Raw genomic sequence first — 12,983 nt, forward strand, 5'->3', positions numbered from 1 at the left:
TTGTACCAGAGAGATTATGAAAATATTGATTGAAGGGTAAATCTTTGATCTGGAAGGCCATTCAAAAAGAATGGTGCCGAGGAGAGGACTTGAACCTCCACGCCCTTGCGAGCACTAGCACCTGAAGCTAGCGTGTCTACCAATTTCACCACCTCGGCAGGTGATTCACAAAATATTCGATGTTAAGAACTCAAAATTTTTTGCCACCGGCCAAGTTTGCACCCGACCAATGGCGCGTACTTTAATGATTCGTCGAAAAGCTGTCAAACACTTTTTTTAAAAGGCTGATATGTTTATTTGCCGTCTCTGGCGCTATAAAGGAAAGGGTTACGGGCGTGTCCAAGTGTAACTACTGATGCGCTTTCTACCTGCTTTATAAAGCCCGTGTATCAGGCAGTTTCGGCGAACCGGCGTTATACTGTTATGCTAACGCCCATTGACTCAATACAGTTGTGCCGCTGAGGCGCAGATAGCAAACAAGGATCCGAATGGTTTCCAGTAAGAAGACATCCAACGACCCCCACGCCAAACGTGAGGCCCAGAATTACGACAACCCGATTCAGAGCCGCGAGTTTATTCTTGCGCATTTGAAAAACCGGGGCGCGCCGGCCACACACGAAACCCTGTGCGAAGAACTGGGGCAGTCGTCCGAAGAGAGCATTGAAGCCCTGCGCCGCCGCCTGATTGCGATGTGCCGTGACGGTCAGCTTATTTGCAACCGCCGCAACGCTTTTTTGCCGATTGAAGAAGCCGACCTGGTGAGCGGCCGGGTGATTGGCCATAAAGATGGCTTCGGTTTTTTAACACCCGATGGTGATGGCACGGACCTGTTTTTGACCGCGCGCCAGATGCGTCAGGTGGTTCACGGCGACCGTGTGGTTGCCCGCGTTGACAAAGTAGACGATCGTGGCCGCCGTGAGGGCGTGATTGTTGAGGTGTTGGAGCACCGCACCACGCAAACTGTCGGCCGCTTCTTTAAAGAAAGCGGCATTATGTTTGTAGTGCCTGAAAACGCCCGCATCAACCACGAAGTATTGATACCGGATGAGATGGCGGGCGCCGCACGTCATGGGCAGTACGTGGTGGTTGACATCATTCGTCAGCCCACTCTGCGCAGTCAGCCCACCGGGCGCGTCACCGAGGTGCTGGGTGAACATATGGCTCCGGGCATGGAAATTGACGTAGCGATTCGTGCCTACGACATTCCCCATTCCTGGCCGGATGCGGTAGGCGAGCAAACCGCGGCTATTTCCGAGCAGGTCACCGATGCTGACAAGCGCAACCGCGTGTGCATTCGTGAGCTGGCACTGGTGACCATTGACGGTGCAGACGCGCGTGATTTCGACGATGCCATTTATTGCGAGCCGCGCCCGCGCGGTGGCTACCGGTTGCTGGTAGCCATTGCCGATGTGTCGCACTATGTGCGCCCGGGCTCACCGCTGGATGACGAAGCGCTGAATCGCGGCACCTCAGTGTATTTTCCAGACCACGTAGTGCCCATGCTGCCAGAAAAGTTGTCCAACGGCCTGTGTTCGCTGAATCCGGAGGTGGATCGCCTGTGCATGGTGGCGGATATGACCATCAGCGCCGCCGGCAACATCAGTAGCTACACCTTCTATCAGGCGGTAATGAACAGCCACGCGCGGCTGACTTATAACAAGGTCAGCGATATTCTGGAGCATCCCGAATCTCCTCGTGGTATCGAGCTGAGCAACCAGTATTCCGCCGTATTGCCCGAGCTGCACAATCTATATGGCTTGTATAAGCTGCTGCGCAAAGCGCGTACTGAGCGTGGTGCCATTGATTTTGAAACCACCGAAACCCGCATCGTGTTTGATGCCGCGCGGAAGATTGAAGAAATCGTGCCGGTGCAGCGCAATGACGCCCACAAAATTGTGGAAGAATGCATGCTGGCGGCCAACGTGGCTACGGCGCGCTTCCTGAAAAAACACAAAATGCCGGCGCTGTATCGAGTGCATGATGGCCCGTCGGAAGAACGCCTTGGTTCCTTGCGGCTGTTTTTGGGCGAGTTAGCGTTGCAGCTTGGCGGTGGCGATAAGCCTACGTCGGCTGATTACCAGCAACTGCTGGGCTCTATCGGTGAGCGGCCTGATGCTCAAGTGATTCAGACTGTCATGCTGCGCTCTCTGAGCCAAGCAGTTTACAGCCCTGAAGAAGCCGGCCACTTCGGCCTGGGGTATTCGGGCTACGCACACTTTACCTCGCCGATTCGGCGATATCCGGACCTGATCGTGCATCGGGCAATCAAAGCCTGTATTCATGCAGACCAGCCAACGAAAGACGTGATTGCGCCAGACCAGGCAGACGCGGAACTGGCAAAATATCCGTACGATTATGCGCGTATGGAGAAGTTCGGTGAGCATGCTTCGATGGCCGAGCGCCGCGCTGACGATGCCACTCGTGACGTAATGGCCTGGCTGAAGTGTGAGTTCCTGAGTGACCACGTAGGTGAGGAATACGACGGCGTCATTGCGGCTGTTGTTGGTTTTGGCTTCTTTGTAGAGCTTGCCGATATCTATATCGAAGGCCTGGTGCACGTGTCGACGTTGAATGGCGACTACTTTCAGCACGATCACGCCAAGCACCGGTTGATTGGCGAACGTACCGCAATCAGCTTCCGCCTTGGTGATGAAGTGCGAGTCAAAGTGATGCGCGTGGGTATGGAAGATCGCAAAATTGACTTGGAGCTGGTAAGCACGCCAAAGCGTCGCCAGGCTGACCGCGATGCGCTTGAAGTGAACGGCCGCGCCGGTCGAGATGTAGGCAAAAACGGTAAAGGTGGCAAAAAAGACGGTAAAGCCAAAGGTGAGCGCACTAAGCGCGGTGGCAAGTCGGATAAGCCAGCTACAGGCCGCGGTTCCAGATCCGCAGGCCCGAAATCTGGCCGTGCCAAGCCGGTCGCCGGCTCTGCGCGTGATCAACTGGCTGCCGATGCGGCTCGTGCTGCTGGTGGCAAGGCCTCGGCAAGCGACGGCGATGCCGGTGGCGGCGAATTGCGTAAGCCGCGCAAGCGCCGACCCAAGAGCTAGTGAGCCCAGCTGACTTTTTATAGTCTTTCGCTGACCACCACCTTGCCGACTTTAATATGCGCGCAAGGCGGTGGTAGATTTATCAAAATTTTCTAGCAGGAAATACCGTCAGTGGCAGAGCAATTTGTATTTGGCTGGCATGCCGTTGAAGCCGTCTTAAAGCGTGAACCCGAGCGGCTGCTGCAAGTTTGGATTCAAACCGGTCGCCAGGATAAGCGGGTAAAAAGCACCACCGAACTGCTGGATACCCTGGGTGTGTCTTGGGAGATTGTGCACCGCAAACTGCTGGACAGCCGCGTTGCCGGTGTCCATCAGGGCGTTGTTGCGTCGGTCAGCGAAAGCCGCGAATGGAGCGAAGATGATTTGCTGGCGTTGCTGGCAAACTCTGAAAAGCCGCCGTTCCTGTTGATTCTGGACGGCGTTACCGACCCCCATAACCTGGGCGCGTGCATGCGCACCGCCGACGCAGTTGGCGTGCAGGCGGTAATTGTGCCGAAAGACAAATCCGCCACCTTAACGCCGGTTGCCCGCAAGGTTGCTTGCGGTGCGGCAGAAACCGTACCTTTTGTGCGTGTTACCAATCTGGCACGCCTGCTGCGCACCTTGCAAGAACAGGGCGTTTGGCTGGTCGGCACGGCGGGTGAAGCCACCACTACCTTGCACCAGGCCGACCTGACTGGCCCGCTGGCGTTGGTGATGGGCGCCGAAGGCAAGGGTATGCGGCGGTTGACCCGTGAACACTGTGACCAATTGATCAACATACCGATGATGGGCGACGTTGAAAGTCTGAACGTATCTGTTGCCAGTGGTGTGTGTCTTTACGAAGCCTTGCGCCAGCGTACTGCCAAGGGCTAACCGCGACACCTTATCAACCCTTGCATACCTGGCGGCACCCGCATAGAATACCTCACCCCTTTCCTGGGGTGGTTCTTTATTGCCTCAACAAAGGCAATGCATTACCTCGCCAGCGCCGGCAAACGTTTTTTCGATAAAGTGTTCCGGGCCTGGCACAAAAACGGCAGTTCTGCTGCCACCTCCTTGCTTTTACGTTGTGCGGCATTGATGGCGTTTACGCCCGCCGCAAATCTAGGGGCTGTTCAATCCGTAGGGAGAATTCATGCGTCACTACGAAGTTGTATTTATGGTACACCCGGATCAAAGCGAGCAAGTGCCCGCTATGATCGAGCGTTATACCAGCCTCATCACTGAAGATGGTGGCCAGGTAGATCGCTTGGAAGATTGGGGCCGTCGTCACCTGGCATACCCGATCAACAAGATTCACAAAGCTCATTACGTGCTGATGAACATTCAATGTTCACAGACCGCGATGGACGAGCTGACTCATAACTTCCGCTTTAACGATGCCATCATGCGTGAGCTGATCCTGCGTCGTGATGAAGCTGTTACCGATATGTCTCCGATGAAAGCTGCCGAGTCTCGCGAAGACCGCCGCCCAAGTGGAGATGATCGTCCGCGCCGCTCAGCCGAATCTGACGAAAGCCAGAAAGCTGACGACACAGACGAAGAAGAGTAATTAACCGGAGTTAAGTTATGGCTCGTTTTTTCAGACGTCGCAAGTTCTGCCGGTTCACGGCAGAAGGTGTTAAAGAGATCGATTACAAGGATCTGGACACCCTGAAAGGTTATGTCACTGAAACAGGCAAAATCGTGCCTAGCCGCATTACCGGCACCAAAGCACGTTATCAGCGTCAGCTGGCCACCGCTATCAAGCGCGCCCGCTTCCTGGCACTGCTGCCGTATTCGGACAGCCACGATAACTAAGAACAGATAAACAGGACTTGGGACCATGCGTGCACTGGCACAATTTGTAATGCGCGGTCCCCTGCAGGCCAGCGGAGTAGCGGCTTTAACGACGGCTATACCACTGCTTTTCTGGGTTGGTGCAGCGGTTGTCGGGCTGGTTATATTACGGCTTGGCATTCGCCAGGGGCTGAACGTTGGCCTTTGGGCATTGCTGCCGGCACTGGGCTGGAGTTGGTTCGGGCAAGACCCTACTGCTCTGGCCGTGTTGCTGGAAGTGATGCTGATGACAGCTCTGTTGCGAGTGACTTCGTCGTGGGACAAAGCTCTGTGTGGCGGTACTTTTCTGGCGATTGTGACCGGATTGGTTCTGCCGCAGCTGTACCCTGGCCTGATGGACATTCTGGTGCAAACCGGAGTTCAGTTTTACCAGCAATACAACGCCGACGTAGCACAGTCGCTGGGTAACAACCTGGAATCTGTGATTCGGCAAACCATGAGCGCCAGTATGGCGGGTACCTATCTGGCTTTGGCCCTAGGTATGACCCTGCTGGCCCGTGGTTGGCAGGCAGCACTGTACAACCCTGGCGGTTTGCGTACAGAGTTTTACGGGCTGCGCCTGTCGCCGGTATTTGCAGTTGTGTTTGCCGTCACCATGGTAATTGGCCCCGTGCTGGGGTTAAACACCGTGCTGCTGGCCTGGGCTGCGGGAACCCCGCTGTTTCTGGCCGGGCTGGCGCTGGTTCATGGTGTTGTAGCGCGTAAAAAACTGAGCCGCCAATGGCTGGTGATGTTTTACGTTGCGCTGGCATTGCTGGGTCCAAGTCTGATGATTCTGTTAGTAGTTCTGGCTTTTGTGGATAGTTGGCTGAATATTCGGGGGCGAATCAACCCTCCCGGACCGGTCGAATAAAGCACGAAGAGGTTAACGAGATGGAAGTTATTCTGCTCGAAAAAGTTGCAAACCTGGGTACCCTGGGTGACAAGGTTAATGTGAAATCCGGTTACGGCCGTAATTTCCTGTTGCCTTATGGTAAAGCGGTTCCGGCCACTGAAGCCAACTTGAACGCGTTTGAAGAGCGTCGTGCCGAGCTTGAAAAAGCCGCAGCTGAAAAACTGGCTGTTGCGCAAGCCCGCGCTGAAAAGCTCGCAGACGCATCTTTCACCATCAGCTCTAAAGCCGGTGATGAAGGCAAGCTGTTTGGTTCTATTGGTGTGCGCGACGTGGCTGATGCCATCACCGCTGCCGGTACCGATGTAGAAAAGAGCGAAGTTCTGCTGCCAGAAGGCCCGCTGCGGGCTGTTGGCGAGTACGAAGTTGAGCTTAAGCTGCACAGCGATGTGCACGTAACCGTTAAGCTGGCGGTTGTTGCCGAGTAACCGGCAGCAGTTCAGCATCAGGCGATAGTGGTCAGTTCTGATCTTTATTGCCGCACAGTAGGCCCGGAACGGTAGCAATACGGTTTCGGGCTTGCTGCTTTCTGGTATGCTTCAAAGTCTTGTTTCCTCTCCCATTGCCACTGAGCATTCGTAATTCTTACGCCAGAGCAGTGGTCAACTGAAGACGTGTTCATGGCAAAGCCGAATCTTAAGCCCGCAAATAGCGACCCAGAAACCAGCCGAATTAAAGTGCCGCCGCATTCCTTGGAAGCGGAGCAGGCCGTGTTGGGTGGGCTGATGCTGGACAACCGCCGCTTTGATGAAATCTCCGAGATGATTTCGGCGGTGGATTTTTATCGCCAGGACCATCGGCTGATTTTTGGCGCGGTGGAACGCCTGGCCAGTGAAAACGAGCCGCTAGACGTTGTTACTCTGGCCGAATTTCTGGAGCGGGCAGGGGACATCGAACACGCCGGTGGCCTGTCGTATCTGGCTGAGCTGGCTGAAAAAACACCCGGTGCAGCAAACATCCGCGCCTACGCCGATATTGTTCGCGAACGTTCTATTTTGCGTCAGTTGGTGGAGGCGTCGGGTAAGATTTCCGATTCAGCGTTCAACCCATTGGGTCGCAACAGCAGTGAAATTTTGGACGAAGCCGAACGCACGGTGTTCCAGATTGCCGAGTCGCGGGTTAAAGAAGGTTCTGGTCCTAAGGGCATTAATCCGATTCTTACGCAAACCTTAAGCCGCATTGAAGAGCTGTTCGAATCTGGCGAACAGACCACCGGCTTGACCACGGGTTTTCGTGATTTGGATGAACGCACCTCCGGAATGCAGCCCTCAGACCTGATCATTGTTGCCGGGCGGCCGTCTATGGGTAAAACCACGCTCGCCATGAACATCGTTGAAAACGCCCTGATTTCTAGCGGTTTGCCGGTATTGGTGTTCAGCATGGAGATGCCAGCGGACGCCTTGGCCATGCGTATGTTGTCTTCGCTTGGGCGCATAGACCAAACCAAAGTGCGCAATGGCAAGCTTGAAGAAGACGACTGGCCCCGGTTAACCTCGGCGGTTAGCCTGCTGAAAGACAAACCGCTGTATATTGACGACACTCCCGGCCTTAGCCCAACCGAGCTGCGCTCGCGGGCACGGCGCATTGCGCGGGAGAATGGCGGCAAAATCGGGCTGATTATGGTGGATTACCTGCAGCTGATGCGGGTGCCTGGAAACACTGAGGGCCGCACCGCGGAAATCTCCGAAATTTCACGCTCACTCAAGGGCATCGCCAAAGAGCTGAGCTGCCCGGTGGTTGCGCTGTCGCAGCTCAACCGCAGCCTGGAACAACGCCCCAACAAGCGGCCCATCAACTCGGATTTGCGTGAATCCGGGGCTATCGAGCAAGATGCAGACGTTATTATGTTTGTCTATCGTGATGAGGTTTATAACGAAGATACTCCAGATAAAGGTGTGGCCGAAATTATCATCGGCAAGCAACGTAATGGCCCTATTGGTACGATACGTTTGGCGTTTATTGGCAAATACACCAAGTTTGAAGATCTTGCCCACGGTAATTATGGCGAGTATGGAGACGACTACTGATGTCAAGGGGGTCCTTTGCGCTGATAGACTCAAAAGCGCTGCAGCATAACTACCAAGTGGCCTGCCAGCGTTCTGGGCAATCCAGTGCCATGGCGGTGATTAAAGCCGATGGCTACGGCCACGGCATTGCGGGAGTTGCGGGTGCCTTGGCTGCGGTGGCGCCCAAATTTGCGGTGGCGTGTATTGAAGAGGCCGTCGCCATTCGTAATGCCGGCGTAAGCCAGCAGCCTGTTGCTTTGCTACAGGGGGTTCACAGTGAACAGGATCTGGCGACTTGCATAGAGCACAACTTTGAACCGGTGCTGCACTGCGACGACCAGTTGCAGTGGCTTGTGCGAGCGCCAGTTGCGCCGCGCATCTGGCTGAAAGTAAATACCGGGATGAATCGCCTGGGTTTTCATCCAGAGGAGCTGGCCCAGGTTATGGCGACGCTTGCGCATCACCAGCTGACGCCAAAGGTGATTGGTTTTGTGACCCACTTTGCCTGTGCCGATGACGAACGCAGCACCATGACGCAGCAGCAGACCGAGCGTTTCGAGAAGGCGACCGCGCCTTGGCCCGGGTTGCAGCGCAGCGTTGCCAACTCGGCGGCGTTGTTCAGGTCAGGCCAAAAGCTGTTTGGCTGGAGCCGCCCCGGCATCATGTTGTATGGCGCGTCGCCCATTGTTGGTACGTCGGCTGCGGAGCTGGGGTTAAAGCCAGTAATGACGTTACAGGCGCCGCTGATCAGTACCCGTCTGTTGCAGCCTGGCGACAGCGTGGGTTACGGCGCAAGTTGGGTTGCGAACAAGCCTACGCGCATGGGCGTTGTCGCCTTGGGCTACGGCGACGGTTACCCTCGCCATGCGGGCACGGGTACCCCTGCTGCTGTCCATGGTCAGCGCATACAGCTTATCGGTCGGGTGTCGATGGATATGCTGGCGGTCGATCTGAGCGCTGCCCCCGCGGCGCGCAATGGCGACCCGGTAGAGCTGTGGGGCACCACGGTGCCGGTGGATGACGTGGCCGGCCACGCCGGTACGATTGGTTACGAGTTGCTGACCGGCGTTACAGCCCGGGTACCTCGGCGCTGGCGTTAGTCTTACTTAACAGGATTGGAGGTAAAGAAGACCCGTGCATGTTCTGGTAGTTCACGATTACGGCCCCTTGGGTAGAGTATTGCTGGAGCAGCTGCGCGCCACTTCTTTGCAGGTCAGTCCTTTGCTGGTGAGTAACACGGCCAGCGTGGATCTGGCGGCCCTGGAAAGCTGGATTCCGGCGGATACGGACTTGATTGTCAATGCGCTTTGGCTGGCCGATCCGGAATCCGCCCAGGAACACCCTGATGACGTCAAACGCGCGGCTTTGTCATTGCCTCTGGCGCTGGGCGAGTTTGCCCGCGATCGCAATATCGCGATGCTGCAATTGTCCACTTGCTATATTTTTGATGGCCGCAAACAGACGGCTTATATTGCTTCTAACCCCGGGCAGCCGGTGAACCAGTTGGGTGTTTGGCAGTGGGAGTGCGAGCAGGGCCTGCGCGGTTTATTAACCCGCCACATTATTTTGCGAACAGGATGGAGTCTGGGGCGCTTTATACGGAAGGTTCAGGCCAGCACAGCTGCTGGCACCCGCTTGTCGTTGCCCGGCCGCTGCGTTGGTCAGCCCTTGGCAGTCACCGATTTGGCGCGGGTCATGCGCGCGATTATTCAACAGCTTGATTGCGGGGCTGAAGTGTGGGGCACCTATCAGTACGCCGGTTCTGAGGATATCAGTCTGTATGAGCTGGGTTTGGCCATCGCCGGCTTGCCGGGTATTCCCGAGGATTTACATCTGGTGGATGAGGTCAGCGGATGGGGTCAGTTGGAGCCGGTAAACACACGCTTGGTGTGCACAAAAATCCGTAACACCTTTGGTATCAAGCAAGTCCCATGGCGTGTGGGGCTGACAGATGAGCTGACTCTGCTAAAAGCGCCAGATCCGGTTAAGCCCGTCAGCTAACTGGAAACGCTTTTTTAGCGACAACCCTGGCGGGCAAAATCGCGGGTAACCACTTGCAGGGCTTTTACGTCTAGCAGTTCAACTTCACGGCCGCGAGCTTTGATAATGCCCTGATTCTGGAAGCGGGTGAACACCCGGCTAACCGTTTCTACCGCCAGGCCCAAAAAGTTCGCGATATCGTTGCGTGCCATCGGCAGGCTGAAATTAGTGGGCGACATGCGCCTGCGCTGAAAGCGGCTGGACAGCGACAACAACAAAGCTGCAATACGCTCCTCCGCGGTGTTCTTGCTCAGCAGCATGGCTAGTTGGTGACTGTTTTGTATCTCCTGGCTCATCAGGTGGTATATGTGGTGCTGAAGCTCAGGCAACTTGCGCGTAAGGTGCTCCAGTTTGTCTACTGGAAATTCGCATACGCTGGTGCGCTCAAGTACCTTGGCGGTGCAGGCGTAGTTGTCGGTTGCCATGCTGTCGAGCCCAATCAGCTCGCCAGGCATGAAAAAACCGGTAACCTGTTCATCTCCGCCTTCGGTAATAATCGAGGTTTTTACCGACCCGCTACGCACCGCAAAGCACGACTTAAAAGGCGTGCTTTGGTCAAAAATATGTTCGCCCCGATTGAAGATTTTGCCTTGCAAAACAATGTCTTCAAGGCGTTCCAAATCATTCTCTTCCACAGCAAGGGGCAGGCAAAGATTGCTCAGACTACACTTGTTACATGTAGCCTTGAGCTGTGACGCAACCTGATGGAGTCGAATTGCTTGGTTCATAGCAGATGGCCCGTCAAATTTGATCCATATCAAACATTAGTTTAGTACGGATCAATCCGTTTGCCAATGGCGTTTCTGGCCGGCCTTCCCTACAGACGCTCAAATATCAGCGATGCATTGGTGCCGCCGAAGCCAAAGCTGTTGGACATCACCGCGTTAAGGGTGGCTTCTTGGCCCGCCGGTCCCACAATGGGCAGATCAGCAATGGCCGCATCCAGCTCGTGCAGATTTGCGGTTCCGGCGATAAAGCTGTTTTGCATCATCAGCAACGAGTAAATGGCTTCCTGTACACCGGCAGCGCCCAGCGAATGCCCAGACAATGACTTGGTAGAAGAAATCGGCGGTACTTTGTCAACGAAAGTGTTGCGAACAGCACCCATCTCCGCAGCGTCGCCAACCGGGGTGCTGGTGCCGTGGGCGTTGATGTAGTCAACTTTGCCATGCATGGTCGCCATGGCCTGCTTCATGCAGCGCTGGGCACCCTCGCCAGACGGTGCAACCATGTCGTAGCCGTCTGAAGTAGCTCCGTAGCCGGTTAGCTCGGCAATAATGTGGGCGCCGCGCTTGCGGGCGTGCTCCAGTTCTTCCATTACCAGCATACCGCCGCCACCGGCAATCACAAAACCGTCACGCTTGCTATCAAACGGCCGCGATGCGGTTTCCGGTGCATCGTTGTATTTGGTCGACAGGGCACCCATGGCATCAAACATCATGGTCAGGCTCCAATCTTCTTCTTCACCGCCGCCGGCAAACACAATGTCCTGCTTGCCCAGCTGGATTTGTTCCATAGCTTGGCCAATACAGTGTGCGCTGGTGGCGCAGGCCGACGATATGGAATAGTTCACGCCGCGAATCTTGAAGGCAGTCGCCAGGCACGCAGAGACAGTGCTGGCCATAATGCGCGGTACCATATAAGGCCCAATGCGCTTCACGCCTTTGGCGCGCAGAATGTCAACGGCTTCCGCCTGGCTTGAGCAAGACGCGCCGCCAGAGCCTGCAATCAGACCGGTGCGGTCGTTTGATACCATGTCGTCGGTCAAGCCGGCCTGGGCAATGGCCTGTTGCATAGACAAGTAGCTGTACATGGCCGAGTCAGCCATAAAACGACGTACTTTTCGGTCAATGACCGAGGTGTCGACATCCGGTGCGCCGCAAATCTGGCTGCGAAACCCCAGTTCTTTATAGGTTTCACTGAAGCGGATGCCAGATTTCCCGGTTTTCAGACTGTTGGTAACTTCGTCCAGGCTGTTGCCCAGGCAGGAAATAATCCCCATTCCGGTGACGACGACACGTCTCATAAATCTCTCCTTACCGGCGCCCGGAACAGGCGCTTGTGTTGCGTTATAAAGGTGTAATGGTAAAGCTTTTCATCAGCGTACGGTATATGACCATGGTTCAGACGCAGATGCGACTTTAACGTTTGCGGTTACGTCGGGTTTTAGCCTTCTTTTTGCTATCCGCAATCGCCTTTTCTGCATCCAGTGCTGCTTGAACTTCGGCTTCAGCCAGAGCAATCTCGGTTTCATGCTGGATCAGACGCGGTGTTTCCAGAGAAATTCGCCCCAGGGTGCCGGCGCGGAATTCGTTCAGTAACACCTCCGACACTTTGTGTAAATCCGGTATGCCGCCGCGCCCAAAAAACCGGCGTCTGGCCGCAATGGCGTCCATTGCGGCCAGACCGTCAACAGGTAGCGGGTCCAGTCCGTAACGGCTGGTCAGGAATTCCGGGTAATGAGCCAGCAAATACTCGGCGGCAAACAGCGCAACGTCTTCAAAATCCAGCACAGCGCTGCGAATAGCGCCGGTGACCGCCAGGCGATAACCACAGGCCGCCGGTGAAAGCTTGGGCCACAAGAAACCGGGGGTATCGTACAGCAAAATGTTATTTGGCAGTTTAATCGCTTGCTGGGCTCGGGTGACGGCCGGCTCGTTACCGGTTTTTGTGGCCGGTCGTCCGGCCAGGGTATTAATCAAGGTCGATTTGCCGACGTTAGGAATGCCCAGAATCATTACCCGCAGCGCGCTTTTCTGGCGATCGTGATTCGGCGTCAGCTGTTCGGCCAGGGTAAGAATGTCCAGTGCTTCGCCGCGCTGGTTGTGGGTCAGGGTAATGGTTTTTACACCACGCTCCCGCTCCAGCCAGCCTTGCCACTGGCCTGTCACATCGGGGTCGGCCAGGTCGCGTTTGTTAAGCACTTTGATCAACGGCGTATCACCGCGCAGTTCAGGCACCAGCGGGTTTTCGCTGCTGAAAGGAATGCGGGCGTCCACCACCTCGATGATCAGGTCCATCTTCGGCATGACTTCTTTGATCTCCTTGCGGGCTTTGTGCATATGCCCTGGAAACCAGTTAATCGCCATCGTGCTACTCCCGCTGCCCGTAAATGCACTGAATTCGAAACGCCGATTTCAAAACGCGCTGGCCAGTGTGTGTGAATAAAAAGAG

The 12,983-nt window shown here is 55.5% G+C and carries 12 protein-coding genes and 1 tRNA gene; 9 read left to right on the forward strand and 4 right to left on the reverse strand.

Going from position 1 to position 12,983, the window contains the following annotated elements:
• Nucleotides 1–71 precede the first annotated feature (71 nt).
• Nucleotides 72–158, reverse strand: a tRNA-Leu gene (locus MIH19_RS04625).
• Between the two features lie 330 nt (nt 159–488).
• Here MIH19_RS04625 and rnr point away from each other — a divergent pair.
• The 9 genes from rnr to MIH19_RS04670 all read left to right on the forward strand — a co-directional run bounded on the left by rnr (nt 489) and on the right by MIH19_RS04670 (nt 9,770).
• Nucleotides 489–3,050, forward strand: a complete 2,562-nt coding sequence (gene rnr, locus MIH19_RS04630; RefSeq protein ID WP_249007760.1) for a ribonuclease R — start codon at nt 489–491, stop codon at nt 3,048–3,050.
• A gap of 111 nt (nt 3,051–3,161) precedes the next feature.
• Nucleotides 3,162–3,905, forward strand: a complete 744-nt coding sequence (gene rlmB, locus MIH19_RS04635) for a 23S rRNA (guanosine(2251)-2'-O)-methyltransferase RlmB (protein WP_249007761.1) — start codon at nt 3,162–3,164, stop codon at nt 3,903–3,905.
• A gap of 262 nt (nt 3,906–4,167) precedes the next feature.
• Entirely contained in the window at nt 4,168–4,584 is a 417-nt protein-coding gene (gene rpsF / locus MIH19_RS04640) for a 30S ribosomal protein S6 (RefSeq protein ID WP_249007762.1), read from the forward strand.
• 17 nt (nt 4,585–4,601) lie between these two features.
• Nucleotides 4,602–4,832 (forward strand): 30S ribosomal protein S18, encoded by a 231-nt coding sequence (rpsR, locus tag MIH19_RS04645; protein ID WP_007348899.1) that lies wholly within the window; start codon nt 4,602–4,604, stop codon nt 4,830–4,832.
• A 25-nt stretch (nt 4,833–4,857) separates the two neighbouring features.
• Nucleotides 4,858–5,724, forward strand: a complete 867-nt coding sequence (locus MIH19_RS04650; RefSeq protein ID WP_249007763.1) for a hypothetical protein — start codon at nt 4,858–4,860, stop codon at nt 5,722–5,724.
• 20 nt (nt 5,725–5,744) lie between these two features.
• On the forward strand, nt 5,745–6,191 hold the full coding sequence (rplI, locus tag MIH19_RS04655) for a 50S ribosomal protein L9 (protein WP_249007764.1): 447 nt from the start codon (nt 5,745–5,747) through the stop codon (nt 6,189–6,191).
• 192 nt (nt 6,192–6,383) lie between these two features.
• Complete coding sequence (dnaB, locus tag MIH19_RS04660; protein WP_018404828.1) at nt 6,384–7,790, forward strand: replicative DNA helicase; 1,407 nt, start codon at nt 6,384–6,386, stop codon at nt 7,788–7,790.
• Complete coding sequence (gene alr, locus MIH19_RS04665) at nt 7,790–8,869, forward strand: alanine racemase (RefSeq protein ID WP_249007765.1); 1,080 nt, start codon at nt 7,790–7,792, stop codon at nt 8,867–8,869. Before dnaB ends, alr begins: the two co-directional genes overlap by 1 nt.
• 34 nt (nt 8,870–8,903) lie before the next feature.
• On the forward strand, nt 8,904–9,770 hold the full coding sequence (locus tag MIH19_RS04670) for a sugar nucleotide-binding protein (protein WP_249007766.1): 867 nt from the start codon (nt 8,904–8,906) through the stop codon (nt 9,768–9,770).
• Nucleotides 9,771–9,784: 14 nt separating this feature from the next.
• Here the strand turns inward: MIH19_RS04670 and fnr are convergent, their stop codons facing one another.
• From fnr to ylqF, 3 genes are all read right to left on the reverse strand, one after another.
• Nucleotides 9,785–10,537: a fumarate/nitrate reduction transcriptional regulator Fnr gene (fnr, locus tag MIH19_RS04675; RefSeq protein WP_249007767.1), complete on the reverse strand. Its 753-nt coding sequence runs from the start codon at nt 10,535–10,537 to the stop codon at nt 9,785–9,787.
• An 89-nt stretch (nt 10,538–10,626) separates the two neighbouring features.
• Nucleotides 10,627–11,835, reverse strand: coding sequence for a beta-ketoacyl-ACP synthase I (gene fabB, locus MIH19_RS04680; RefSeq protein WP_249007768.1), 1,209 nt, complete (start codon nt 11,833–11,835; stop codon nt 10,627–10,629).
• Between the two features lie 115 nt (nt 11,836–11,950).
• Entirely contained in the window at nt 11,951–12,898 is a 948-nt protein-coding gene (ylqF, locus tag MIH19_RS04685) for a ribosome biogenesis GTPase YlqF (protein ID WP_249007769.1), read from the reverse strand.
• Between the last annotated feature and the right edge of the window lie 85 nt (nt 12,899–12,983).

It is taken from the genome of Marinobacter sp. M1C (genome assembly GCF_023314135.1).
In the GTDB taxonomy this organism is placed as follows: Bacteria; Pseudomonadota; Gammaproteobacteria; order Pseudomonadales; family Oleiphilaceae; genus Marinobacter.